Source organism: Streptomyces parvus (assembly GCF_032121415.1).
Classification (GTDB): domain Bacteria; phylum Actinomycetota; class Actinomycetes; order Streptomycetales; family Streptomycetaceae; genus Streptomyces; species Streptomyces globisporus_A.
In genome coordinates this window covers 1338201-1363913 of the sequence record NZ_CP135079.1, presented here as the reverse complement: position 1 = coordinate 1363913, position 25713 = coordinate 1338201, and the positions used below count along the sequence as shown (strand labels likewise).

Annotated in this window: 24 protein-coding genes; 17 read left to right on the top strand and 7 right to left on the bottom strand. The window is 71.4% G+C overall.

Going from position 1 to position 25713, the window contains the following annotated elements; translation table 11 throughout:
* Positions 1-60 precede the first annotated feature (60 nt).
* Positions 61-717, bottom strand: a complete 657-nt coding sequence (locus RNL97_RS07275) for an MBL fold metallo-hydrolase (protein ID WP_313750487.1) — start codon at positions 715-717, stop codon at positions 61-63.
* A 10-nt stretch (positions 718-727) separates the two neighbouring features.
* Positions 728-1417 (bottom strand): maleylpyruvate isomerase family mycothiol-dependent enzyme, encoded by a 690-nt coding sequence (locus RNL97_RS07270; RefSeq protein ID WP_313750486.1) that lies wholly within the window; start codon positions 1415-1417, stop codon positions 728-730.
* A 175-nt stretch (positions 1418-1592) separates the two neighbouring features.
* Here RNL97_RS07270 and uvrA point away from each other — a divergent pair, with 175 nt between their 5' ends.
* Both uvrA and RNL97_RS07260 read left to right on the top strand, forming a co-directional pair.
* Positions 1593-4613, top strand: coding sequence for an excinuclease ABC subunit UvrA (gene uvrA / locus RNL97_RS07265; RefSeq protein WP_313750485.1), 3021 nt, complete (start codon positions 1593-1595; stop codon positions 4611-4613).
* A gap of 456 nt (positions 4614-5069) precedes the next feature.
* Positions 5070-5498, top strand: coding sequence for a Rieske (2Fe-2S) protein (locus RNL97_RS07260; protein WP_030586693.1), 429 nt, complete (start codon positions 5070-5072; stop codon positions 5496-5498).
* A 162-nt stretch (positions 5499-5660) separates the two neighbouring features.
* On the opposite strand, the gene RNL97_RS07255 is transcribed toward RNL97_RS07260, so the two are convergent.
* The gene (locus RNL97_RS07255; protein WP_243313734.1) at positions 5661-6587 is read right to left on the bottom strand and encodes a hypothetical protein; all 927 of its coding nucleotides are present in this window, start codon (positions 6585-6587) and stop codon (positions 5661-5663) included.
* A 227-nt stretch (positions 6588-6814) separates the two neighbouring features.
* Between RNL97_RS07255 and RNL97_RS07250 the strand changes: the two genes are divergently transcribed.
* From RNL97_RS07250 to RNL97_RS07180, 15 genes are all read left to right on the top strand, one after another.
* Positions 6815-7441 (top strand): papain-like cysteine protease family protein, encoded by a 627-nt coding sequence (locus tag RNL97_RS07250; protein ID WP_030586688.1) that lies wholly within the window; start codon positions 6815-6817, stop codon positions 7439-7441.
* 3 nt (positions 7442-7444) lie between these two features.
* Entirely contained in the window at positions 7445-8374 is a 930-nt protein-coding gene (locus RNL97_RS07245) for a hypothetical protein (protein WP_313750484.1), read from the top strand.
* Between the two features lie 121 nt (positions 8375-8495).
* Positions 8496-10547: an excinuclease ABC subunit UvrC gene (uvrC, locus tag RNL97_RS07240; RefSeq protein WP_313750483.1), complete on the top strand. Its 2052-nt coding sequence runs from the start codon at positions 8496-8498 to the stop codon at positions 10545-10547.
* Positions 10544-11512: an RNase adapter RapZ gene (gene rapZ / locus RNL97_RS07235; protein WP_030586680.1), complete on the top strand. Its 969-nt coding sequence runs from the start codon at positions 10544-10546 to the stop codon at positions 11510-11512. The genes uvrC and rapZ overlap by 4 nt, the downstream gene beginning before the upstream one ends.
* Positions 11509-12543 (top strand): gluconeogenesis factor YvcK family protein, encoded by a 1035-nt coding sequence (locus tag RNL97_RS07230; RefSeq protein ID WP_030586676.1) that lies wholly within the window; start codon positions 11509-11511, stop codon positions 12541-12543. The genes rapZ and RNL97_RS07230 overlap by 4 nt, the downstream gene beginning before the upstream one ends.
* Positions 12534-13523 carry a DNA-binding protein WhiA gene (gene whiA / locus RNL97_RS07225; RefSeq protein WP_006123686.1) on the top strand — a complete coding sequence of 330 codons (990 nt, stop codon included), beginning with the start codon at positions 12534-12536 and terminating at the stop codon, positions 13521-13523. The genes RNL97_RS07230 and whiA overlap by 10 nt, the downstream gene beginning before the upstream one ends.
* 261 nt (positions 13524-13784) lie before the next feature.
* Positions 13785-14795 carry a type I glyceraldehyde-3-phosphate dehydrogenase gene (gap, locus tag RNL97_RS07220; RefSeq protein WP_030586673.1) on the top strand — a complete coding sequence of 337 codons (1011 nt, stop codon included), beginning with the start codon at positions 13785-13787 and terminating at the stop codon, positions 14793-14795.
* Between the two features lie 113 nt (positions 14796-14908).
* Positions 14909-16120 carry a phosphoglycerate kinase gene (locus tag RNL97_RS07215; protein ID WP_030586670.1) on the top strand — a complete coding sequence of 404 codons (1212 nt, stop codon included), beginning with the start codon at positions 14909-14911 and terminating at the stop codon, positions 16118-16120.
* A gap of 6 nt (positions 16121-16126) precedes the next feature.
* A complete protein-coding gene (gene tpiA, locus RNL97_RS07210) occupies positions 16127-16903 on the top strand; it encodes a triose-phosphate isomerase (protein WP_030586668.1) in 777 nt (258 codons plus the stop codon).
* Positions 16904-17018: 115 nt separating this feature from the next.
* On the top strand, positions 17019-17252 hold the full coding sequence (secG, locus tag RNL97_RS07205) for a preprotein translocase subunit SecG (protein ID WP_010061274.1): 234 nt from the start codon (positions 17019-17021) through the stop codon (positions 17250-17252).
* 111 nt (positions 17253-17363) lie between these two features.
* Positions 17364-17699 carry an RNA polymerase-binding protein RbpA gene (locus RNL97_RS07200; protein ID WP_073217477.1) on the top strand — a complete coding sequence of 112 codons (336 nt, stop codon included), beginning with the start codon at positions 17364-17366 and terminating at the stop codon, positions 17697-17699.
* A gap of 181 nt (positions 17700-17880) precedes the next feature.
* The gene (gene pgi / locus RNL97_RS07195) at positions 17881-19539 is read left to right on the top strand and encodes a glucose-6-phosphate isomerase (protein ID WP_030586664.1); all 1659 of its coding nucleotides are present in this window, start codon (positions 17881-17883) and stop codon (positions 19537-19539) included.
* 4 nt (positions 19540-19543) lie between these two features.
* Positions 19544-20050, top strand: a complete 507-nt coding sequence (locus tag RNL97_RS07190; RefSeq protein ID WP_030586661.1) for a PH domain-containing protein — start codon at positions 19544-19546, stop codon at positions 20048-20050.
* Complete coding sequence (locus RNL97_RS07185) at positions 20047-21576, top strand: PH domain-containing protein (protein WP_243313726.1); 1530 nt, start codon at positions 20047-20049, stop codon at positions 21574-21576. Before RNL97_RS07190 ends, RNL97_RS07185 begins: the two co-directional genes overlap by 4 nt.
* A gap of 97 nt (positions 21577-21673) precedes the next feature.
* Complete coding sequence (locus RNL97_RS07180; protein WP_243313725.1) at positions 21674-21892, top strand: hypothetical protein; 219 nt, start codon at positions 21674-21676, stop codon at positions 21890-21892.
* Positions 21893-21910: 18 nt separating this feature from the next.
* Here RNL97_RS07180 and RNL97_RS07175 read toward each other — a convergent pair whose 3' ends face one another.
* The 4 genes from RNL97_RS07175 to zwf form a co-directional block, all read right to left on the bottom strand.
* Entirely contained in the window at positions 21911-22273 is a 363-nt protein-coding gene (locus RNL97_RS07175; RefSeq protein WP_030586653.1) for a VOC family protein, read from the bottom strand.
* A 79-nt stretch (positions 22274-22352) separates the two neighbouring features.
* Entirely contained in the window at positions 22353-23135 is a 783-nt protein-coding gene (gene pgl / locus RNL97_RS07170; protein WP_313750482.1) for a 6-phosphogluconolactonase, read from the bottom strand.
* The gene (opcA, locus tag RNL97_RS07165) at positions 23132-24181 is read right to left on the bottom strand and encodes a glucose-6-phosphate dehydrogenase assembly protein OpcA (protein WP_030586648.1); all 1050 of its coding nucleotides are present in this window, start codon (positions 24179-24181) and stop codon (positions 23132-23134) included. Before opcA ends, pgl begins: the two co-directional genes overlap by 4 nt.
* Positions 24178-25710, bottom strand: coding sequence for a glucose-6-phosphate dehydrogenase (zwf, locus tag RNL97_RS07160; protein ID WP_030586645.1), 1533 nt, complete (start codon positions 25708-25710; stop codon positions 24178-24180). Before zwf ends, opcA begins: the two co-directional genes overlap by 4 nt.
* Positions 25711-25713 lie beyond the last annotated feature (3 nt).

The window sequence follows — 25713 nt, the reverse complement described above, 5'->3', positions numbered from 1 at the left end:
AGGCGCGTACGCGGGAGGTGGTGCGGGTGTGGGGGAGGAGCGGGTGGGCCGCCGCGCGGGCTACCAGCCGCGGGCGCGCCACTCGGACAGCTGGGGGCGCTCCGTGCCCAGCGTCGTGTCGTGCCCGTGGCCGGGGTAGACCCACGTCTCGTCGGGCAGCCGGTCGAACAGCTTCGTCTCGACGTCGTTCAGCAGGCTCGCGAACGCCTCGGGGTCCTGGCGCGTGTTCCCGACCCCGCCGGGGAAGAGGCAGTCCCCGGTGAACAGGTGCGGGGCGCCGTGCGGGTCGTCGTAGACCAGGGCGATGGAGCCCGGGGTGTGGCCGACCAGATGGCGGGCGGTCAGCTCGACCCGGCCGACAGTGATCGCGTCGCCGTCCTCGACCAGGACGTCGGTCGGCACCGGGATGCCCTCCGCGTCGTAGCGGCCCGCGAACGTCCGGGCGCCCGTCGCCCCGACCACCTGGGCCAGTGCCTGCCAGTGGTCCCCGTGCCGGTGGGTGGTGACGACGGAGGCGATCCCGTCGTCACCGATCAGCGCGAGCAGGGTCTCCGGCTCGGCGGCGGCGTCGATCAGCAGCTGCTCGCCGGTGGCCCGGCAGCGCAGCAGATACGCGTTGTTGTCCATCGCGCCGACGGCGACCTTGGAGATCATCAGATCCGTCAGTTCGTGCACGCTCGCCGGTCCGCCGACCTTCACCGCTCCGCTGTACGTCATGCGGCTCAGCCTATAGCGGGGGCAGCGTGGGCAACGGGCCCCCGGCCACGGTCAGGGCGGAGCCGTCGCGGCGTCCGCAGAGCCAGCCCAGCAGCTCCACGGCGGGCCCCTGCACCGTCACCAGCTCGCTCGGCGGGCCGCCGCCCGTGCTCCAGGTGCGGTCGTCGAGGTCGGTCAGTCCGGTGGCGGGCACGGCCTCGTTGCCCAGGAAGCGCTCGGCGAGGAAGGAGATCTCCCGCTCCACGAACTCGGCGGGAAGGTCCTCCAGCTCGTAGCCGATGTCGAGGTCGACGTGGTGCAGCTCCACCTCGACCCAGCGCCGGAAGGGGACCCGGGCCGCCGAATCCGTCACCCCGTTGCGCAGGGCGACCGTACGGGACCAGTCGGCCGGTCCGGCGGAGACCGCCTGGAGGGCGTCCGCGCTCTCCCGCAGGTCGGCCAGCTGCTCGGCCATCGGGCGGGGGGCGCCGTCGGCGATGTCGGCGTCGCGGGTTTCGCTGCTCGCGTACATCGGGAGGCCCCGGAGAACATTTCCGAGCGCGTCGGCGTTACGTGACAGGTGGGTCAGGACATGGCCCCGACTCCAGCCGGGCAACCGTGACGGCTCGGCGACAGCGGCGTTGTCCAGTTTGCCGACTGCGTCGAGCAGCCGTTCGGTCGCTTCGCGTACAGCTCCCAGGTCGTGCGCATGATCAATCATGCGGCCGAGCCTAGCCCCGCCACTCATTCGGGTGAAGGAGGGGAAGGGCCGCCGTAAATCGAATGTGCGTGCTATACGCTCGGAGTCGAAAGCCTCTGACACTGCTGTGGCGCCCCCCATACCCTGGGAGAGGGGCTCAGTTCCCCCGCTTCTCTCTAGAAAGGTGCGGACCGGCGTGGCCGACCGTCTCATCGTCCGTGGCGCGCGCGAGCACAACCTGAAGAACGTCTCGCTCGACCTGCCCCGTGACTCCCTCATCGTCTTCACCGGGCTCTCCGGGTCGGGCAAGTCGTCCCTCGCGTTCGACACGATCTTCGCCGAGGGGCAGCGCCGCTACGTGGAGTCCCTCTCCTCGTACGCCCGGCAGTTCCTCGGCCAGATGGACAAGCCGGACGTCGACTTCATCGAAGGTCTGTCCCCGGCTGTCTCCATCGACCAGAAGTCGACCTCGCGCAACCCGCGCTCGACGGTCGGCACCATCACGGAGGTCTACGACTACCTCCGGCTTCTCTTCGCCAGGATCGGCAAGCCGCACTGCCCCGAGTGCCACCGGCCCATCTCCCGCCAGTCGCCGCAGGCGATCGTCGACAAGGTCCTCGGCCTGCCCGAGGGCAGCCGCTTCCAGGTCCTCTCGCCGCTGGTGCGCGAGCGCAAGGGCGAGTTCGTCGACCTCTTCGCCGACCTCCAGACCAAGGGCTACAGCCGCGCCCGGGTGGACGGCGAGACGATCCAGCTCGCCGAGCCGCCCACGCTCAAGAAGCAGGAGAAGCACACCATCGAGGTGGTCGTCGACCGCCTCACCGTCAAGGACAGCGCCAAGCGCCGGCTGACCGACTCGGTCGAGACCGCGCTCGGCCTCTCCGGCGGCATGGTCGTGCTCGACTTCGTCGACCTCCCCGAGGACGACCCCGAGCGCGAGCGGATGTATTCCGAGCACCTCTACTGCCCGTACGACGACCTCTCCTTCGAGGAGCTGGAGCCGCGCTCCTTCTCCTTCAACTCCCCCTTCGGCGCCTGCCCCGACTGCACCGGCATCGGCACCCGCATGGAGGTCGACCCGGAGCTGATCGTCCCGGACGAGGAGAAGTCCCTCGACGAGGGAGCCATCCACCCCTGGTCCCACGGCCACACCAAGGAGTATTTCGGCCGTCTGATCGGCGCGCTCTCCGAAGCCCTCGGCTTCCGTACGGACATCCCCTGGGCCGGGCTGCCGCAGCGGGCCAAGAAGGCCCTGCTCTTCGGCCACAAGATCCAGACCGAGGTCCGCTACCGCAACCGTTACGGGCGCGAGCGCGCCTACACCACCCCCGCCTTCGAGGGCGCGGTGCAGTTCGTCAAGCGGCGCCACACCGAGGCCGAGAGCGACTCCAGCAGGGAGCGCTTCGAGGGCTACATGCGCGAGGTGCCCTGCCCCACCTGTGAGGGCACCCGGCTCAAGCCGATCGTCCTCGCGGTGACGGTGATGGAGAAGTCCATCGCCGAGGTCGCCGGGATGTCGATCAGCGAGTGCGCCGAGTTCCTCGGCCGCCTCAGGCTGAACGCCCGCGACAAGAAGATCGCCGAGCGGGTGCTCAAGGAGGTCAACGAGCGGCTGAAGTTCCTCGTCGACGTCGGCCTCGACTACCTGTCGCTGAACCGCGCGGCCGGCACCCTGTCCGGCGGCGAGGCCCAGCGCATCCGGCTGGCCACCCAGATCGGCTCCGGCCTGGTCGGCGTGCTGTATGTCCTGGACGAGCCGTCCATCGGCCTGCACCAGCGCGACAACCACCGGCTGATCGAAACCCTGGTCCGGCTGCGCGACATGGGCAACACGCTCATCGTCGTCGAGCACGACGAGGACACCATCAAGGTCGCCGACTGGGTCGTGGACATCGGCCCCGGCGCCGGTGAGCACGGCGGCAAGGTCGTCCACTCCGGCTCGCTCAAGGAGCTGCTGGGGAACAAGGCCTCGATCACCGGCCAGTATCTGTCCGGCAAGCGGTCCATCCCGACCCCGGACGTCCGCCGCGCGGTCGACCCGGCCCGCAGTCTCACCGTGCACGGCGCCCGGGAGAACAACCTCCAGGACATCGACGTCTCCTTCCCGCTCGGCGTCCTCACCGCCGTCACCGGCGTCTCCGGGTCCGGGAAGTCGACCCTGGTCAACGACATCCTCTACACCCACCTGGCCCGCGAGCTGAACGGCGCCAAGTCGGTGCCCGGCCGCCACACCCGGGTCGACGGCGACGACCTCGTCGACAAGGTGGTGCACGTCGACCAGTCGCCGATCGGCCGGACCCCCCGGTCCAACCCGGCGACGTACACCGGAGTCTTCGACCATGTCCGCAGGCTGTTCGCCGAGACGATGGAGGCGAAGGTGCGCGGCTATCTGCCGGGACGCTTCTCCTTCAACGTCAAGGGCGGCCGCTGCGAGAACTGCTCCGGCGACGGCACGATCAAGATCGAGATGAACTTCCTGCCCGACGTGTACGTCCCGTGCGAGGTCTGCCACGGTGCGCGCTACAACCGGGAGACCCTGGAGGTCCACTACAAGGGCAAGTCCATCGCCGAGGTGCTGGACATGCCGATCGAGGAGGGCCTGGAGTTCTTCGAGGCCGTCCCGGCGATCGCCCGCCATCTGCGCACCCTCAACGACGTGGGCCTCGGCTATGTCCGGCTCGGCCAGTCCGCGCCGACCCTCTCGGGCGGCGAGGCACAGCGCGTCAAGCTGGCGAGCGAGCTCCAGAAGCGTTCCACCGGCCGTACGGTCTACGTCCTGGACGAACCGACCACCGGTCTGCACTTCGAGGACATCAGCAAGCTGATCACGGTGCTCTCGGGCCTGGTGGACAAGGGCAACTCGGTGATCGTCATCGAGCACAACCTCGATGTCATCAAGACCGCCGACTGGGTGGTCGACATGGGCCCCGAGGGCGGCAACGGCGGCGGACTGGTCGTCGCCGAGGGAACACCGGAACAGGTCGCCTCGGTGCCCGCCAGCCACACCGGGAAGTTCCTCCAGGGCATCCTGGACGCGGACCGGATCGCCGAGGCCGCGGTGCCCTCGGGCGGGACCCCCCGCAAGACGGCCGCCCGCAAGACCGCCCCGGCGAAGAAGGCGGCGGCCACGAAGAAGACGGCAGCCGGCAAGAAGGCCGCGGCGACCGGCACGAAGGCTGCCGCCGCCAAGAAGACGACCCGGGCCCGCAAGGCCTGAGCCCCCGGGCTCACGACGGCGGCGGCTCCCGCAGGACGAGGGGGGCCGCCGCCATCGGCATGGGCGGCCCCCGCCTGTCCGCCGCAGCCGCGCCGTCCGGAGAATGCCGGGCGGCGTTCGGCCGTACTCCGGCGGGGCGGGGTCGGCCCCCGGCCGGTCCCGGGCGGTGGGCGTGCCGTCCGAGCGGAGTCGTGACTTCCGGAGAGTGCCGGGCCGCGCTCGGCCGTTCCCTGGCGGAGGCCGGACCGATCCGGCCGTTCCCCGGCGGGGCGGGACCGACCCGGCCGGACCCGCCCCCCTCTCGACCGGCCCGCCCGCAAGGCTCCCGTTCCTCGCCGGTATCGTCGGTTCTGTCACCGGCACACGCGGTCGCCGTCGTCGCTCCGCGCCCGTCCGGCGACCCCGGCCGCGGTGATCCACCGCGATCCGCCTCGAACGACACCCCGTGGAGTCCGCATGCCCGGCCTGCCCGCCGCCCGCCGTACCGTGCTGAAGGGCGCCGCGCTCGCCGGTGCCGCCGGGCTGGGAGCGGCCGCCTGCTCGACCGAGTCCAAGCTCGGGCACGCCAAGAACCCCACGCCGACCGCCCCCGTCGCCCTCGGCGCGGCCTCCGAGGTTCCGGTCGGCGGCGCCAAGCTCTACCGGGAACAGCGCCTCGTCGTGAGCTGCCCGGCCAAGGGCGAGTACAAGGCGTTCAGCGCCCAGTGCACCCACGGCGGCTGCGTCCTGACCAAGATCGAGGGCACCGAGGGCCACTGCCCCTGCCACGGCAGCCGCTTCGACACCACCACCGGCGAGGTCATCGAGGGCCCGGCCACCGTGCCGCTGCCCGCCGTCCCGGTCACCGCCGAGGGCGGAAAGCTCGTCGCGGGCCCCGACGCCTGAGCCACGAACGGCGGACGGCCGCCCGGCCGCCCCCCCGCCGGGCCTCCGCCCCACAGCACCTCCGCCCCGCCGGCTCACAGGCTCACCGGCCAGGCGGGCGCACCGGGCCCGCAGACCCATCGGGCGGTGCTCACCGGCCCGGGGAGGCCGACCGGCCGGCCCTCACTCCCAGTCCCAGTCGATCCCGATCAGCCCCGGCCGTACGCCCTCCTCCACCAGGTGCACGGTCCGGTGCCGGCCGGTCAGCGTGAGGTCCCCGCGGCCCCCGCGCGCCGCTCCCGCCGACGCCTGGGCGAACCGGCGGCACCGCACCGGGAGCGCGGCCTCGTCGAAACCGACCTGGAGCACGTACTGGCCGCCCCCGAAGGTGAAGCCGCGCACGTACTCACCGCTCGCCCCACCCGTACCGTCGTCGAAGCCGTAACCGAAGAGGTAGGTCTCGCCGGACCGCAGCCGGGTGTCGAACAGCAGCTCCGCCACCAGCACCCCCGCGTCCCCGTCCCAGCGGACCCGGCCCGTCCGGCAGTTCTCCAGGGCGCGCACCGTGATCCGGGACGGGTCGCAGCCGGCGTCGCCCCGGTGCACCGCGAGATAGCGGTCCACGCCGTCCCGGTGCGCGCGCACCACATGGCGGGAGGTACGGCCCGCCAGCTCCCGGCGCGCCCCGATCCGCACCCGCTCCTGGTGTCCCACCGTGTGCAGCCCGCCGTCCACGGGGGACTCCATCGCCGCGAGAAGCCGCTCCACCGAGCCCGACGCCTCCATCAGCGACCGGTACGAACGCCCCGCCGGACGGTCCCCCTCGCCCGGGGCGTCGCCGTCGCGCAGCAGCCGCAGCAGCGAGTCGTCCGGCAGCGCGAGCACCTCCTCCAGCGCTCGCACGGCCCGCAGCGACTCGGCCCGCCGGGGGCGGCGCACCCCCTGCTGCCAGTAACTGAGGCTGGTCACCCCCAGCTTGACGCCCCGGTGCGCCAGATGGTGCTGCACCCGCTGGAGCGGCAGCCCGCGCACCGACAGGGCCGTGCGCAACGCCAGATGGAACGGCCCGGTCCGAAGAACCTGCGCCAGTTCGGTCTCGGTCTGCCGCATGGCGGGCCTCCGGTGAACGTTCACGTGGGGAGTGGCGACACCGACCCCCGGGGGATGCGGGGGAGCAGGTGACCGGGGCGGTGCCGTTCACACGGACGCCGTGCCGTTCACACCGTGATGTCACCTCGCATTGAAGCGTGTTGACCTGCTCCGGACAACGCCGGATGCTCTTCGTCAGCGTCCGGACGCGCTCCTCCGATCCCCACCCCCGTTTCGGGAGGAACGCCATGCGCAACCGAGAAGTCAGCCCCAGACGGCCCGGCAGGAACGGAAGGTTCTCGTTCACCGCCCTTCTGGCCGCCGCCCTGCTCGCCGTCCCCGCGGCCACCGCCACAGCCGTCCAGTCCCCTGCCACGACCGGCTCCACCGTCGCCGCCGCCCAGCGGCTCGACATCACCATGCAGGCGCAGCAGCAGAGCAACTGGTGCTGGGCGGCCGGCGGCAACACCATCGCCGCCTGGTTCGGCCGCGGCTACTCCCAGAACCAGTTCTGCAACGCCGCCTTCAACCGCAACCAGAACACCCAGTGCCCCAACTCGCAGGCCACCCTGGGCCATGTCCAGACCGGCCTGTCCTGGGCCGGGGTCAGGCCCGGCAGTTACGTCACCGGCTGGCTGCGCTACCCGACCGTGCAGGCGGAGATATCCGCCCAGCGTCCCATCGAGACCCGGATCCAGTGGTCGTCCGGCGGCGGCCACATGCATGTCATCCACGGGTACGACGACGCCAACAACTGGGTCTACTGGGGCGACCCCTGGCCCTCCAGCGACCGCTACAACTGGGCCTCGCACGCCTGGTACGTGAACAACAACGAGTTCTCCTGGACGCACTCGCTCTACCGGATCGGGGCGTGAGCCATGAACTCCACCACCCGGCACACAGCCACCACCCGCCGTATCGCCGTCGCCACCGCCCTCACCGGTGCCGCCCTGTTCACCGCCGCCGCTCCCGCCCTCGCCGACGACGGCCGCGCGGCCCCGCCGAAGCTGACCGCGTCGACCCTCGAAGCCGCCCACGAGGCCGCGACCGAGCCGGCGACCCTGGACACCCTGTCCCGGTTCTTCGCCCGGGAGGGAGCGGTGAGCCAGAAGGCGAGCGCACCCCGGATCGAGGGCGAGGCCGTACCCGTACGCACGCTCTCGGCCGCCTTCGTCGCCGGAAAGCCCGGGGCCGCCCCGAGCACCCTGGACTACCTCGCCAGCACCGCCGTCTCCTTTGACGGCCAGAAGGCCTCCCTGTGGACCCTCCCCGGGACGAGCGGCAACGGCGGCTGGCAGGTGGTGAACATCGCCACCGGCGACGACGAGGCCCGTTACGCCGCCCAGGGGGCCCGCGCGCTCCCGGGTGGCACGGTCTTCCGCGAACCGCAGATCGACGCCTGGTACGTCCACGACGGCTCCCGGGTGCTCCCGCTCGACCGGGACGCGAAGACCGCCGTCGGAGCGAAGGGCACCAGCCTCCACGCCTACCGGAACCGGGTGAAGGAGGCGTACGGCGACAAGCTGCCCGGCTCCGGATACGCCCGTTCCGGCAGGGCGGGCGGCTACGGCCCCGACGCGGCCACCGGGCCCGCGCCCGCGCCCGTCTGGGGCCCGGCGGCGGACCAGCCCGCCCCGGACCGCGACGCAAACCCGGCACTCGCCGGCGAGGCACAGGGGCCCGACGCAGCCCTGAAGGCGGTCTCCACCACCGCAGGGGCCGGGGCGCTGCTCGCCCTGGTCCTGTGCGGGGCCGCCGCGCTGCGCCGCCGGAGCCGTACCGGGCGGTCCCCGGCCACGGATGCCTGAGCTGCGGCTCCAGCGGCCCACCCGGCCCGCGCTCCGGGGTGCGGAACACCCCACGGCACTCCGGAGCGCGGCACCACCCGAGGACGACGCACTGTCACTGCCCGCAAGTAGGGTGTGAGACATGGCAGACCCCTCCAGCTACCGCCCCAAGCCGGGACAGATCCCCGACTCCCCGGGGGTCTACAAGTTCCGCGACGAGCACCGCCGGGTGATCTACGTCGGGAAGGCCAAGAACCTGCGCCAGCGCGTGGCCAACTACTTCCAGGACCTGGCGGGCCTCCACCCGCGTACGCGCACGATGGTCACCACCGCCGCCTCCGTCGAGTGGACGGTCGTCTCCACCGAGGTCGAGGCGCTCCAGCTGGAGTATTCCTGGATCAAGGAGTTCGACCCCCGGTTCAACGTCAAGTACCGGGACGACAAGAGCTATCCCTATCTCGCGGTCACGCTCAACGAGGAGTTCCCCCGCGTCCAGGTCATGCGCGGCGCCAAGAAGAAGGGCGTGCGCTACTTCGGTCCGTACGGCCATGCCTGGGCGATCCGCGAGACGGTCGACCTCATGCTCCGGGTCTTCCCCGTCCGCACCTGCTCCGCCGGGGTCTTCAAGAACGCCGCGCGCACCGGCCGCCCCTGCCTGCTGGGCTACATCGGCAAGTGCTCCGCCCCTTGCGTCGGACGGGTCACCCCCGAGGAACACCGGGAGCTGGCCGAGGACTTCTGCGACTTCATGGCCGGACGCACCGGCACCTACATCCGCCGCCTGGAGAAGGACATGATGCAGGCGGCGGAGGAGATGGAGTACGAGCGGGCCGCCCGCCTCCGCGACGACGCCGAAGCCCTCAACCGCGCCATGGAGAAGAGCGCGGTCGTCCTGGCCGACGCCACCGACGCCGACCTGATCGCCGTCGCCGAGGACGAGCTGGAAGCCGCCCTCCAGATCTTCCACGTACGCGGCGGGCGGGTGCGCGGCCAGCGCGGCTGGGTCACCGACAAGGTCGAGGCGGTCGACACCTCCGGCCTCGTCGAGCACGCCCTCCAGCAGCTGTACGGGGAGGAGCGCGGCGACGCGGTCCCCAAGGAGGTCCTGGTCCCCGCCCTGCCCGAGGACACCGAAGCGGTCTCCCAGTGGCTCGCCGAGCGCCGGGGTTCCCAGGTCAGCCTGCGCATCCCGCAGCGCGGCGACAAGAAGGACCTCATGGCCACGGTCCAGCGCAACGCCCAGCAGGCCCTCGGGCTGCACAAGACCAAGCGCGCCTCCGACCTGACCACCCGCTCCCGCGCCCTGGAGGAGATCGCCGAGGCGCTGGGTCTCGACACCGCCCCGCTGCGTATCGAGTGCTACGACATCTCCCACCTCCAGGGCGACGACGTGGTGGCCTCCATGGTGGTCTTCGAGGACGGCCTCGCCCGCAAGAGCGAGTACCGCCGCTTCCAGATCAAGGGATTCGAGGGCCAGGACGACGTCCGCTCGATGCACGAGGTGATCGGCCGCCGCTTCAAGCGCTACCTCCAGGAGAAGGAGCGCACGGGGGAGTGGGAGGAGCAGCCGACGGACACCCCGGCGGACGGGCCCGCCGCCACCGGCCCCGTTCCCGCCCCCGCCCCGGCCGACGGGCCCGCCGAGGACGCCGAGCCCCGGGAGGACGACGGCCGTCCCAAGCGGTTCGCCTACCCGCCGCAGCTCGTCGTCGTCGACGGCGGGCAGCCCCAGGTCGCCGCCGCCAAGCGTGCCCTGGACGAGCTGGGCATCGACGACATCGCCGTCTGCGGCCTCGCCAAGCGCCTCGAAGAGGTCTGGCTCCCCGACGACGACGATCCCGTGGTCCTGCCCCGCTCCAGCGAGGGCCTCTACCTCCTCCAGCGCATCCGGGACGAGGCGCACCGCTTCGCCATCACCTACCAGCGGGCCAAACGCGCCAAGCGCATCCGCTCCAGCCCCCTCGACGACGTGTCCGGCCTCGGCGAGACGCGGAAGCAGGCGCTGATCAAGCATTTCGGCTCGGTGAAGAAGCTCCGGCAAGCGACAATCGACGAGATCTGCGAGGTCCCCGGGATAGGGCGGAGGACGGCGGAATCGGTGGCCGCCGCCCTCGCCTCGACCGCTCCCGCGGCACCTGCCGTGAACACGGCCACAGGAGAGATCATTGAAGAGGACGACGGGGGCAGCTCATGACCGAGAACAGCCACGAGACCGCACAGAACACCGCAGACCGAGCAGGCCGAGCAGACGGAGCAGCAGACGTGAGTACGAACACCCCGAACGAGACGGGTGACGCGGCCATCCCCGAGCTGGTGATCATCTCCGGGATGTCGGGCGCCGGCCGCAGCACCGCCGCCAAGTGTCTGGAGGACCTCGGCTGGTTCGTCGTCGACAACCTGCCGCCCGCGCTGATCCCCACCATGGTCGAGCTCGGCGCCCGCTCCCAGGGCAACGTGGCCCGGATCGCCGTCGTCGTCGACGTGCGAGGCCGGCGCTTCTTCGACAACCTCCGCGAATCCCTCGCGGACCTGGAGGCCAAGCACGTCACCCGGCGGATCGTCTTCCTGGAGTCCTCCGACGACGCCCTCGTGCGCCGATTCGAGTCCGTCCGCCGCCCGCACCCCCTCCAGGGCGACGGGCGCATCGTCGACGGCATCGCCGCCGAGCGCGACCTGCTGCGCGAGCTGCGCGGCGACGCCGACCTGGTCATCGACACCTCCAGCCTCAACGTGCACGAGCTGCGGGCCAAGATGGACGCCCAGTTCGCGGGCGAGTCCGAGCCGGAGCTGCGGGCCACGGTGATGTCCTTCGGCTACAAGTACGGCTTGCCCGTCGACGCCGACCTGGTCGTCGACTGCCGCTTCCTGCCCAACCCGCACTGGGTCCCCGAGCTGCGCCCCTTCACCGGCGTCAACGAGGAGGTGTCCGACTACGTCTTCGACCAGCCGGGCGCCAAGGAGTTCCTCAACCAGTACACCGAGCTGCTCCAGCTGATCGCCGCGGGCTACCGCCGCGAGGGCAAGCGGTACGTGACCATCGCCGTGGGCTGCACCGGGGGCAAGCACCGCTCCGTCGCCATGTCCGAGAAGCTCTCTGCCCGCCTCGCCGCCGAAGGCATCGAGACCGTCCTCGTGCACCGCGACATGGGGCGAGAGTGACCGGACGCAATCTGCGGATGCGGCGCCTGAGCCGCGCCACATCGGCGCTCTCGGGCCGCAAGCGCGGTGCTCAGCCCAAGGTGGTCGCGCTCGGCGGCGGCATGGGTCTCTCGGCGTCCCTGACGGCGCTGCGCCGGATCACCGGCGATCTCACGGCCGTGGTCACCGTCGCCGACGACGGCGGCTCCAGCGGCCGGCTGCGCGAGGAGCTGGGCGTGCTGCCGCCCGGCGACCTCCGCAAGGCGCTCGCCGCGCTGTGCGGGGACGACGACTGGGGCCGTACCTGGTCCCAGGTGGTCCAGCACCGGTTCGAGTCCAAGGGCGACCTGCACGGGCACGCGGTCGGCAACCTGCTGATCGTGGCGCTCTGGGAGCAGCTCGGGGACCATGTCCAGGCGCTCGACCTGGTCGGCAAGCTGCTCGGCGCCCACGGCCGGGTGCTGCCGATGTCGGCGGTCCCGCTGGAGCTCCAGGCGCTGGTCAAGGGCCACGACCCCGACCTGCCCGACGCGATCGTCACCGTGCGCGGCCAGGCCACGGTGGCGCTCACCCCCGGCGAGGTGCAGTCCGTGCACGTGGTCCCGCCCGACCCGCCGGCCGTCCCGGAGGCCGTCGCCGCGGTCCTGGACGCCGACTGGGTGGTTCTCGGCCCGGGCTCCTGGTTCTCCTCGGTGATCCCGCACCTGCTCGTGCCGGAACTGCTCGACGCCCTGGTCACCACGAAAGCCCGCAAGGTCCTCTCGCTGAACCTCGCGCCCCAGCCCGGCGAAACAGAAGGCTTCTCACCGCAGCGTCATTTGGAGGTTTTGGGGCGACACGCCCCTAAACTCGCCTTGGACGTGGTGCTGGCCGACGAGGCCGCCGTGCCTGACCGTGAGTCCCTCGACGACGCCGCCCAGCGGCTCGGAGCGGCGGTCGAGCTGGCGCCGGTGGCATCGCCCGACGGCGTTCCGGTCCATGATCAGGAGCTGTTGGCCGCCGCGTACGACCGTATTTTTCGGATGCATGGAAGGATCGGCCCATGGCGATGACGCCAGCGGTGAAGAACGAAATCTCTCATCTTCCCGTCACCCGGACCTGCTGCAGGAAAGCAGAGGTCTCGGCGATTCTTCGGTTCGCGGGCGGGCTGCACCTGGTGAGCGGCCGGATTGTGATCGAGGCGGAGCTGGACACCGGCAACGCCGCCCGCCGCCTCAAGCGCGACATCCTGGAGATCTTCGGGCACAGCTCGGAGCTGATCGTGATGGCCCCCGGCGGACTGCGTCGCGGCTCGCGCTATGTCGTACGCGTGGTGGCGGGCGGCGACCAGCTGGCCCGCCAGACCGGTCTGGTCGACGGCCGCGGCCGGCCGATCCGCGGGCTGCCCCCGCAGGTGGTCTCGGGGGCCACCTGCGACGCCGAGGCGGCCTGGCGCGGCGCCTTCCTCGCCCACGGCTCGCTCACCGAGCCCGGCCGCTCCTCCTCCCTGGAGGTCACCTGCCCGGGCCCCGAGGCGGCCCTCGCCCTGGTCGGTGCGGCCCGCCGGCTCTCCATCGCCGCCAAGGCCCGCGAGGTGCGCGGCGTGGACCGCGTGGTCGTCCGCGACGGCGACGCGATCGGCGCCCTGCTGACCCGGCTCGGCGCCCACGACGCGGTGCTCGCCTGGGAGGAGCGCCGCATGCGCCGCGAGGTCCGCGCCACGGCGAACCGGCTCGCCAACTTCGACGACGCGAACCTGCGCCGCTCGGCCCGCGCCGCGGTCGCCGCCGGGGCCCGGGTGGGGCGCGCGCTGGAGATCCTCGGCGAGGAGGTCCCCGAGCACCTCGCCGCCGCGGGACGGCTGCGCATGGAGCACAAGCAGGCCTCCCTGGAGGAGCTGGGCGCGCTCGCCGACCCGCCGCTGACCAAGGACGCGGTCGCCGGCCGGATCCGCCGGCTGCTCGCGATGGCCGACAAGCGGGCCCAGGACCTGGGTATCCCGGGGACCGAGGCGACCCTGAGCGAGGAGCTCGCCGACGGCCTGGTCGGCTGACTCGGCGGCGAACGGGGGACGTTGGTCCCGAACCCGCCGGGACCTCGGTCCCGCGCCACCGGGCCCCACGTCCCGGGAGGCGGAGCGGAGGCCCGTACTCCTACTGGCGAGTACGGGCCTCCGGCCTTTTCCGGTGGCGCATAGGGGCCCTCTCGATGTCACTCCCCGGCCCTCGGAGAGGTAGGGTCGGAAGCGGTCGGGGACATCCCTATACAACTCGCCGGCGTCGAAAACCGGCGTACCTAACGAGGAGATCGGTTCGTGACGATCCGCGTAGGCATCAACGGCTTCGGCCGCATCGGTCGCAACTACTTCCGCGCGCTGCTCGAGCAGGGTGCGGACATCGAGATCGTGGCTGTCAACGACCTGGGTGACACTGCGACCACGGCACACCTGCTGAAGTACGACACCATCCTGGGCCGCCTCAAGGCAGAGGTCAGCCACACCGCCGACACCATCACCGTCGATGGTCACACCATCAAGGTGCTCTCCGAGCGCAACCCGGCCGACATCCCCTGGGGTGAGCTGGGCGTCGACATCGTCATCGAGTCGACCGGCATCTTCACCAAGAAGGCCGACGCCGAGAAGCACATCGCGGGCGGCGCCAAGAAGGTCCTCATCTCGGCTCCGGCCAAGGACGAGGACATCACCATCGTGATGGGCGTCAACCAGGACCAGTACGACGCGGCCAAGCACAACGTCATCTCCAACGCCTCCTGCACCACCAACTGTGTGGCGCCGATGGCCAAGGTTCTCGACGAGAACTTCGGCATCGTCAAGGGCCTGATGACGACGGTCCACGCGTACACCAACGACCAGCGGATCCTGGACTTCCCGCACTCGGACCTGCGCCGCGCCCGCGCCGCCGCCGAGAACATCATTCCGACCACCACCGGTGCCGCGAAGGCCACCGCCCTGGTCCTCCCGCAGCTCAAGGGCAAGCTCGACGGCATGGCGATGCGCGTCCCGGTCCCGACCGGCTCCGCCACCGACCTGGTCGTCACCCTCCAGCGCGAGGTCACCAAGGACGAGGTCAACGCCGCGTTCAAGAAGGCCTCCGACGACGGCGCCCTCAAGGGCTTCCTGACGTACACCGAGGACCCGATCGTCTCCTCGGACATCGTCGGCGACCCGTCGTCCTGCACCTTCGACGCCTCCCTGACCATGGTCCAGGAGGGGAACTCGGTGAAGATCCTCGGCTGGTACGACAACGAGTGGGGCTACTCCAACCGCCTCGTCGACCTCACGGTCTTCGTCGGCGAGCAGCTCTGATCCTCGGGTCGGCAGGCACATCGATGTGAGCTGAGGGGCTCGACCGGCGCAACGGAGCGCGGGTCGGGCCCCTTAGCATGCTCATCGGTCCTTCCAAGGAGTAAACGGAACAGATGAAGACGATCGACGAACTTCTCGCCGAAGGGGTCGCGGGCAAGCGGGTATTCGTCCGCGCCGACCTCAATGTGCCGCTGGACGGCACCACGATCACCGACGACGGCCGTATCCGCGCCGTCCTCCCGACGGTCGCCAAGCTCGCCGAGGCCGGCGCGCGTGTCGTCGTCGCCTCGCACCTCGGCCGCCCCAAGGGCGCCCCGGACCCGGCGTTCTCGCTGGCGCCCGCCGCCGCCCGCCTGGGTGAACTCCTCGGCGCCGATGTCGCCTTCGCCACCGACACGGTCGGCGAGTCCGCCCGCGCCACGGTCGCCGGCCTCGCCGACGGCCAGGTCGCCGTCATCGAGAACCTCCGCTTCAACCCCGGCGAGACCTCCAAGGACGACGCCGAGCGCGGTGCGTTCGCCGACCGGCTGGCCGAGCTCGCCGACGTCTACGTGGGCGACGGCTTCGGTGCCGTACACCGCAAGCACGCCTCGGTCTTCGACCTCCCGGCCCGGCTGCCGCACTACGCCGGCTACCTCATCGCCACCGAGGTCGGCGTCCTGAAGAAGCTCACCACCGATGTGAAGCGGCCGTACGCGGTCGTCCTCGGCGGCGCCAAGGTCTCCGACAAGCTCGGTGTGATCGACCACCTGCTGGAGCGGGCCGACCGCATCCTCATCGGCGGCGGCATGGCGTACACCTTCCTCAAGGCCAAGGGCTACGAGGTCGGCAGCTCGCTGCTCCAGGAGGACCAGATCCCCGCCGTGCAGGAGTACCTGCGACGGGCCGAGGAGAAGGGTGTGGAGTTCGTCCTCCCCGTCGACGTCGTCGTCGCCCCCGCCTTCCCCGACCTGAAGACCAAGGCCCCGGCCCACCCCACCACCGTCGCCGCCGACGCCATGCCGGCCGGCCAGATGGGGCTGGACAACGGACCCGAGACCAACAAGCTCTACGCATCGAAGCTCGCCGACGCCGCCACCGTCTTCTGGAACGGCCCGATGGGCGTCTTCGAGCACCCCGACTTCGCCGACGGCACCCGCGCGGTCGCCCAGGCGCTCGTCGACTCCCCGGCCTTCAGCGTCGTCGGCGGTGGCGACTCCGCCGCGGCCGTCCGCATCCTGGGCTTCGACGAGAATGCTTTCGGACATATTTCGACCGGTGGCGGCGCGAGCCTCGAATACCTCGAGGGCAAGACGCTTCCCGGGCTCGCCGCACTGGAGGACTGACCTTTCATGACCACCCGCACCCCGCTGATGGCGGGCAACTGGAAGATGAACCTCAACCACCTCGAGGCCATCGCCCACGTCCAGAAGCTCTCCTTCGCACTGGCCGACAAGGACTACGAGGAGGTCGAGGTCGCCGTCCTGGCGCCCTTCACCGACCTGCGCTCCGTGCAGACCCTGGTCGACGGCGACAAGCTCAAGATCAAGTACGGCGCCCAGGACATCTCGGCGCACGACTCCGGCGCGTACACCGGTGAGATCTCCGGCCCCATGCTCGCCAAGCTGCGCTGCACCTATGTGGCCGTCGGCCACAGCGAGCGCCGCCAGTACCACGGCGAGACCGACGAGATCTGCAACGCGAAGGTGAAGGCGGCCTTCAAGAACGGCCTGACCCCGATCCTCTGCGTCGGCGAGGGCCTGGACATCCGCAAGGCCGGTGACCAGGTCTCCTACACCCTCGCGCAGCTCGACGGCGCCCTGAAGGACATCCCGGCCGAGCAGGCCGAGACCATCGTCATCGCGTACGAGCCCGTCTGGGCCATCGGGACCGGCGAGGTCGCCACCCCCGAGGACGCCCAGGAGGTCTGCGGCGCGATCCGTCGCCGGCTGGCCGAGCTGTACTCGCCGGAGCTGGCCGACGCCGTCCGCATCCAGTACGGCGGCTCCGTCAAGTCCGGCAACGTCGCCGCCATCATGGCGCAGCCCGACGTGGACGGCGCCCTCATCGGCGGCGCCGCCCTGGACGCCGACGAGTTCGTCAAGATCGTCCGCTTCCGCGACCAGTGAGTATGCGCTAGCGGCGATCCGTCGTACCCTTGCGGGGGCCGAGGGGGTGGTCACCCTCCGGCCCCCGCTGTACGTACAGGCAGTATTCGAGAAATCCGGAAAGTAGGGACCAGCCGTGATTCTGGCGTTCCAGATCGCCCTGATCGTCTTCAGCCTGCTGCTGATGCTGCTGGTGCTCATGCACAAGGGCAAGGGCGGCGGCCTCTCCGACATGTTCGGTGGCGGAATGCAGTCCTCCGTCGGCGGCTCCTCGGTCGCCGAGCGTAACCTCGACCGGATCACCGTGGTGGTCGGACTGGTCTGGTTCGCGTGCATCGTCGTCCTCGGTCTGCTCATCAAGCTCGACTGAACGACCCGTTCCGCAATTCCGGTAACGGTGTAACTCCTTCCACTGGACGCGCGTTGGGCCTTACGTAGACTGGGGCATCCTTCGAGCACCATCACGCAGGGAGTTACGACCGTGGCAAGTGGCAACGCGATCCGGGGAAGCCGGGTCGGAGCGGGGCCGATGGGGGAGGCCGAGCGGGGCGAGTCGGCGCCGCGCCTCCGCATCTCCTTCTGGTGCTCGAACGGGCACGAGACGCAGCCGAGCTTCGCCCATGACGCGCAGGTGCCGGACACCTGGGACTGCCCGCGCTGCGGCTTCCCGGCCGGCCAGGACAAGGACAGCCCGCCCGACCCGCCCCGCACCGAGCCGTACAAGACGCATCTGGCGTACGTACGCGAGCGGCGCAGCGACGAGGACGGCGAGGCGATCCTCGCCGAGGCACTGGCCAAACTCCGCGGCGAGATCTGATCTCCTCCCCGCACAGCTCCACGGAAACCCAGTCGTTCACCGGCCGGACACCCCACAGGTGTCCGGCCGTATCGCGTTCCCGCGCCACCCTCCTCCTCCACGCCGTCGGCCTCCTCGATCAATTAGGTTGGAGGGGCAGCGGGGATGCTGATGACGAGTGAGAAGTGGGCTGATATCCCGGATGAACGCAGCAAGCCGAACCAAGCTCAACCAGACGCCCGAGTGGACGGCTCTCGCCAAGCACCGTGAGGAGCTCGGCGCACCTCAGCTGCGCGAGCTGTTCGCGCGGCAGCCGGACCGGGGCACCGCCTACACCCTGCGGGTCGGCGACCTCCACCTCGACTACTCCAAGCACCTGGTCACCGACGAGACCCTGCGCCTGCTGCGCGAGCTGGCCGCCGCCACCGGGGTCGCGGAGCTGCGGGACGCGATGTTCCGCGGCGAGAAGATCAACACCACCGAGGACCGGGCGGTCCTGCACACCGCGCTCCGCGCCCCGCGCGACGCGGTCGTCGAGGTCGACGGCGAGAACGTCGTACCGGCGGTGCACGCCGTCCTGGACAAGATGGCCGACTTCGCGGACAAGGTCCGCTCGGGGCAGTGGACCGGCCACACCGGCAAGCCCGTCAAGAACATCGTCAACATCGGCATCGGCGGCTCCGACCTCGGCCCCGCCATGGCCTACGAGGTGCTGCGCTCCTTCACGGACCGCGACCTCACCCTCCGCTTCGTCTCCAACGTCGACGGCGCCGACCTCCACGAGGCCGTCCGCGACCTCGACCCGGCCGAGACCCTGTTCGTCATCGCCTCCAAGACGTTCACGACGATCGAGACCATCACCAACGCCACCTCCGCCCGCGACTGGCTGCTGACGGAGCTGAGGGCCGGTCAGGACGCTGTCGCCAAGCACTTCGTGGCGCTGTCGACCAACGCCGAGAAGGTCGAAGAGTTCGGCATCGACACGGCCAACATGTTCGAGTTCTGGGACTGGGTCGGCGGCCGCTACAGCTACGACTCGGCGATCGGCCTCGCGCTGATGATCGCCATCGGCCCGGACCGCTTCCGCGAGATGCTCGACGGCTTCCACCTCGTCGACGAGCACTTCCGCACCGCCCCCGCCGAGCAGAACGCCCCGCTCCTGCTGGGCCTCCTCGGCGTCTGGTACGGCAACTTCTTCGACGCCCAGTCGCACGCGGTGCTGCCCTACAGCCACTACCTGTCCAAGTTCACCGCGTATCTCCAGCAGCTCGACATGGAGTCCAACGGCAAGTCCGTCGACCGCGAGGGCGACCGCGTCGACTGGCAGACCGGGCCGGTCGTCTGGGGCACGCCCGGCACCAACGGGCAGCACGCCTACTACCAGCTGATCCACCAGGGCACCAAGCTGATCCCGGCGGACTTCATCGGCTTCGCCGCCCCGGTCCACGACCTGCTGCCCGGGCTGATCGCCCAGCACGACCTGCTGATGGCCAACTTCTTCGCCCAGACCCAGGCCCTCGCCTTCGGCAAGACACCCGAGGAGGTCCGGGCGGAAGGCGTGCCCGAGGAGCTGGTCCCGCACAAGACGTTCCGGGGCAACCACCCCACGACGACGATCCTCGCCGACAAGCTGACCCCCTCGGTCCTCGGCCAGCTCGTCGCGCTGTACGAGCACAAGGTCTTCGTCCAGGGCGCCATCTGGAACATCGACTCCTTCGACCAGTGGGGCGTCGAGCTCGGCAAGGTCCTCGCCAAGAAGATCGAACCGCTGCTCACCGGTGACGGGGGAGCGGACGCCGGGCAGCTCGACAGCTCCACCGCCGCCCTGGTCGACGCCTACCGCACCCTGCGCGGGCGCTGAGCCGATGCCACAGGGGGAGGGGGAGACGGTCCGGCTGCGGCCGCCGCGCAACACGCTGAACGAGCGCGCCGTCGGCTGGTGGCGGGCCCAGTGGCTGCTGATGACCGCCGTGCCCGTCGTGCCGCTCGCGGTGCTGGGCACGCTGATCGAGCCGGCCCGCTTCTGGCTGCTGCTGCCCGCCGCGATCCTGGCCGCGGCGGGCACGGCGACCGCCGCCCTCTTCCCCCGGTGGTGGTTCCGCACGCACCGCTGGGAGGTCACCGAGGACGCCGTGTACGTCCTCACCGGCTTCTTCTGGCAGGAGTGGCGGATCGCCCCGATGTCCCGGATCCAGACCGTGGACACCGTACGGGGCCCGCTGGAGCAGCTGTTCCGGCTCGCCACCGTCACGGTCACCACCGCCTCCGCCAAGGGCTCGGTACGGATCGAGGGCCTGGACCACGAGGTCGCCGCCGACCTGGCCGAACGGCTCACCCGCATCACCCGCGACACCCCCGGCGACGCCACATGAGCACCGTCGCCCCGCCCGCCGACTGGCGCCGCCTCGACCCCCGTACGGTCCTGGTCACCGCACTCGTCGTGGCGGGGGTCGTCGCGGGCGCCGCCGTCCCCCTCACGCTCGGGCTCACCCGCTGGTTCAGCTTCCCCGCCGCCGTGCTCCAGGTGCTCGCCGGAGCCGTCCTGGTCATCGGGTTCGCGGCGGGCGCCGACCGGGTCCGCTGGCACCGCACCCGCTACCGGATCGGCCGCGAGCACGTCGACCTCCACACCGGCCTCCTCCTCGTCAAACGCCGCTCCCTGGCCCGCGGCCGCGTCCGCACGGTCGACCTCACCGCCAACCCGCTGCTCCGCCTCCTCGGCCTGGTCACCGTCCGGATCGGCACGGGCGAACAGGGCTCCGAGTCCACCCTCGAACTGGACCCGGTCACCCGCGCCGAGGGCGAACGGCTGCGCCGCCTCCTCCTGGACCGCGCCGCCGCCGGACCGGCCGGCGGCGTCCACCACGAGGGCGAGCTGGCCGTCCTGGACCCCCGCTGGATCCGTTACGCCCCGGTCTCCTTCGTCGCCCCCATGCTCGGCGGGGCCGCCGCCGGGGCCGTGATGCAGGTCAGCGACTGGGTCGGGGCCCAGGGCGAGGTCATCGAGTGGGTCGGCGACCGCTTCCGGGACACCCCGCTGCTCTGGATGATCGTCGCCCTGGTCCTGGCCGCCCTGGTCGCGGGCGTCGTTGGAGCGCTCGGCCTCTGGATCGAGATGTGGTGGAACTACCGCCTGGAGCGCGAACCGGGTGGCACGCTGCGGGTCCGGCGCGGGCTGTTCACCTCCCGGTCCATCTCCGTCGAGGAGGCCCGGCTGCGCGGCGTCGACCTGGTCGAGCCGCTGGGCGTCCGGCTGCTCGGCGCGGCCCGCCTCGACGCCATCACCACCGGCCTGGCCAAGGACCACGAGGCCAGGAACGCCGACCACAACACCCTGCTCCCGGTCGTGCCCCGGCCCCGGGCCGACACCGTCGCCTCCGACGTCCTGCGCGAGGCGGCCACCCCGACCGGTGCGGCGCTCACCCCGCACCCACGCGCCGCCCGGGGCCGCCGACTGCGCTGGTCGCTCGCGACGGTCCTCGGCCCGGTTCTGGCCCTGGCCCTCCTCGGGACGCTGCTCACGCCCGTGCTGCTGTGGATCGCGCTCGGCTGCGCGGTGGTGGCCGTCCCCGTGGCGGTGGTGCTCGCCCTGGACGCCTACCGGGGCCTCGGGCACGCGCTCTCCGGCCGCTATCTGGTCACCCGCTCCGGTACGGTCCGCCGCTCCACGGCGGCTCTGGAACGGGCCGGGGTGATCGGCTGGACGGTCAAGCAGTCGGTGTTCCAGCGCCGGGCCGGGCTGCTGAGCGTCACGGCCACCACGGCGGCAGGAGGCGGTGCGTACACGGCGTACGACACCGACGTGTCCGAGGGCCTGGCCTTCGCCGCCGAGGCCGTACCGGGCCTGCTGGAGCCCTTCCTGGTGCGCGCCGGGGGCCCCGGGCACCCCCGCCCGTAGAACCGCCGGAAAACTCGCGGGCGCCCCGCCCCGGGCCCGTCCTGTCCTGACCGCTGCCGTCCGCACGGGACGGGGTGACGGAGAGGCGGCCGGCTGCGTGCCGGACGTCTACGGGTTCCAGCTGCACGCCGAGTTGCGCAAGGCGTTCGACGTGTGGTCGGGCTGTCTGAAGAACCGGACCCGCGAGGACCCCGGGACCCGAGCCCGGTTGCGCGCCCGCGTCTGCATGGCCCTGGACCTCGCCCACGCGACGGCGGCCCGGCGGGAGTTCGAACGCCTGGAGGCACTCGCGCGACGCCTGGGCGTGAAGCCCTGAAGCCCTGCGGGGGTCGTCTCAGCCGCCGTGCGTCGTGTCGATGACGCAGAAGCGGTTGCCCTCGGGGTCGGCGAGCACCACGAAGTCCGGGTCCGGCGGATACAGCTCCCACGCCACTCTGGTCGCCCCGAGCCCGATCAGCCGTTCCACCTCTGCCTGCTGGGTGTCCGAGTAGAGGTCCAGGTGGACCCGGGGGACCTCCTGGACGGGGGAGGTGGAGCGCCCCAACGCCACGCCGGCGCCGGGCCCTTCGACCGGGACCAGCACCACCCAGTCGTCCGTCCCCGGCTCGCGCTCGGTGTACGTGAGCGCCGCCTTCCAGAAGGCGGCGGCCCTGCTCACGTCGGTCGCGCCCATCACCACGGTTCCGATATGCACCATGGGCCGAGCCTTTCACGCCGGACACCCCGAAGGCCCGGACCGTTCGGGAAAACGGTCCGGGCCTTCGGCGTGTCGACGCTCAGGCGGAGGCCGGAGGGTAGAGCGCGCGCGGCAGTTGCGAGGCCGCCGCCGCGTCCAGCAGCCACAGGGTGCGGCTGCGGCCGTACGCGCCCGCCGCCGGGGCCTGGATCTCCCCGGCCCCGGACAGCGCGATGGCCGCCGCTTCCGCCTTGTCCTCGCCCGCCGCCAGCAGCCACACCTCGCGCGCCGCGCGGATCGCGGGCAGCGTGAGCGAGACCCGGACCGGCGGCGGCTTGGGCGCCTCGTGCACACCGACGACCGTGCGCTCGGTCTCCCGTACCGCGGGCAGCTCCGGGAAGAGCGAGGCGACGTGCGTGTCCGGGCCGACGCCCAGCATCAGCACGTCGAACGTGGGCACCGGGCCATGGTCCTCGGGGCCCGCGGCGGCGGCCAGTTCGTCGGCGTAACCGGCCGCCGCGGCGTCCGCGTCGTCGCCGTACGGGCCGTCGGACGCGGGCATCGCGTGCACCCGGGCCGGGTCCAGCTCCACCGCGTCGAGCAGCGCCTCGCGGGCCTGGGTGACATTGCGCTCCGGGTCGCCCTCGGGCAGGAACCGTTCGTCGCCCCACCACAGGTCCAGGCGCGACCAGTCGACCGCGTCCCGGGCGGGCGCGGCGGCGAGCGCGGCCAGCAGGCCGTTGCCGTTGCGCCCGCCGGTCAGCACCACCGACGCGTGGCCCCGGGAGGCCTGGGCGTCCACGATCTTCGTGATCAGCCGGGCCGCCGCGGCCTGGGCCATCAGCTCCTTGTCGCGGTGGACGACCAGTTGGGGAGGCGTCACTTCGACGCCGCCTTCTTGGCCGGGGCCTTCTTCGCGGCGGGGGCCTTGGCCTCGACAACCTTGTCCGCCTTGTCCGCCTTGTCCGCAGCGCTCTCGACCGGCTTGGCCGTGACCTCGCCGCCCGCGTGGAGCCGGTCCACGCCGAACTTCACCGACGAGGCGTAAGTGTTGTCCGGGTCGAGCCGGCGCAGCTCCTCCGCCAGCAGCTCGGAGGTGTCCCGGCGCTTGAGCGCCACCGCGCGGTCGGGCTGGTTCTGCATGGAGAGCGTGGCCAGCGAGCCGTCGGCCCGGTCCAGGACGATGACGCCGTTCTTCGTCTCCATCCGGACCGCGGTGAGACCGGGGCCCTCGGAGAGCGTGCGCTCCACCGGGACGCCGAGCCGGTCCGCGAGCCACATGGCCAGCAGCTCGCAGCTCGGGTTGTCGCTCTCGCCCTCGACGGTCGCGGCGATGACCTCGGCCGGCTGCTGGTCCAGCGCGGCGGCCAGCATCGAGCGCCACGGCGTGATCCGGGTCCAGGCCAGATCGGTGTCGCCGGGGCTGTACGTCGCGGCCCGCACCGCCAGTTCGTCGAGCGGACGCTCCGCCGAGTAGGTGTCGGTGATCCGGCGCTGGGCCAGGGCCCCGAGCGGGTCGTTCGCCGGGTCGGCGGGGGCGTCCTCGGGCCACCACACGACGACCGGGGCGTCCGGCAGCAGCAGCGGCAGGACCACCGACTGGGCGTGGTTGGCCAGTTCGCCGTGGAGGCGCAGGACGACGGTCTCGCCGGTGCCCGCGTCGGAACCGACCCGGACCTCGGCGTCGAGCCGGGCGTCGCGCCGGGCCCGCGGCGAGCGGCTGACCCGCTTGATCACCGCGATGATCCGCGAGGGGTGCTCGCGCGAGGCGTCACCGGCCGACTTGAGCGCGTCGTAGGCGTTCTCCTCGTCGGTGACGATGACCAGCGTGAGCACCATGCCGATGGCGGGGGTGCCGATCGCCCGGCGGGCCGAGACCAGCGCCTGGTTGATCTTGCTGGACGTGGTTTCCGTGAGATCGATCTTCATGGCCGCCTCCAGCTCCGTCCGTCTCGTGCGAGCATCTCGTCGGCCTCGGCCGGACCCCAGGTGCCGGCCGCGTACTTCGCGGGCTTGCCGTGCTTCTCCCAGTACTCCTCGATCGGGTCGAGGATGGTCCAGGAGAGTTCGACCTCCTGGTGGCGGGGGAAGAGGTTGGCGTCGCCGAGCAGGACGTCCAGGAGGAGCCGCTCGTACGCCTCCGGGCTGGACTCCGTGAACGACTCGCCGTACGCGAAGTCCATCGTGACGTCCCGGACCTCCATCGAGGTGCCGGGCACCTTGGAGCCGAAGCGCACGGTGACGCCCTCGTCCGGCTGGACCCGGATGACCAGGGCGTTGCCGCCCAGCTCCTCGGTCGCGCCCGACTCGAAAGGCAGGTAGGGGGCGCGCTTGAAGACGACCGCGATCTCCGTGACCCGGCGGCCGAGCCGCTTTCCGGTGCGGAGGTAGAACGGCACGCCCGCCCAGCGGCGGTTGTTGATCGTCAGCTTGATGGCCGCGTAGGTGTCGGTCGTCGACTTGGGGTCGATGCCGTCCTCCTCGCAGTAGCCGAGGACCTCCTGGCCGCCCTGCCAGGCGTGCTCGTACTGGGCGCGCACGGTGTGCAGACCGAGGTCCTCGGGCAGCTCGACGGCGGTGAGCACCTTGAGCTTCTCGGCGACCAGGGCCTTCGGGTGGAAGGAGCCGGGCTCCTCCATCGCGGTCAGCGCCAGCAGCTGGAGCAGGTGGTTCTGGATGACGTCACGGGCGGCGCCGATGCCGTCGTAGTAGCCGGCCCGGCCGCCGATGCCGATGTCCTCGGCCATCGTGATCTGTACGTGGTCGACGTAGGACCGGTTCCAGATCGGCTCCCACATCGTGTTGGCGAACCGCAGCGCCAGGATGTTCTGGACCGTCTCCTTCCCCAGGTAGTGGTCGATGCGGAAGACCTCGTTGGGCGGGAAGACGTCGTGCACGAGCTGGTTGAGCTCCTGCGCGCTGGCCAGGTCGTGACCGAACGGCTTCTCGATGACGGCACGCCGCCAGGAGCCCTCCTTCTGGTCGGCCAGCCCGTGCTTCTTCAGCTGCTGGACGACCTTGGGGAAGAACTTCGGCGGCACGGAGAGGTAGAAGGCGAAGTTGCCGCCCGTCCCCTGCGCCTTGTCGAGCTCCTCGATGGTCGCCTTCAGCGTCTCGAACGCCTCGTCGTCGTCGAAGTTGCCCTGGACGAAGCGCATCCCCTGGATGAGCTGCTGCCAGACCTCCTCGCGGAACGGCGTACGGGCGTGCTCCTTGACGGCGTCGTGGACGACCTGGGCGAAGTCCTCGTCCTCCCAGTCGCGGCGCGCGAAGCCGATGAGCGAGAAGCCCGGCGGCAGCAGACCGCGATTGGCCAGGTCGTAGACGGCGGGCATCAGCTTTTTACGGGACAAATCGCCCGTGACGCCAAAGATGACCAGGCCCGACGGCCCCGCGATACGCGGGAGCCGTCGGTCCTGTGCGTCACGGAGCGGGTTGGCTCCGGGAACAGCAGACAAAGT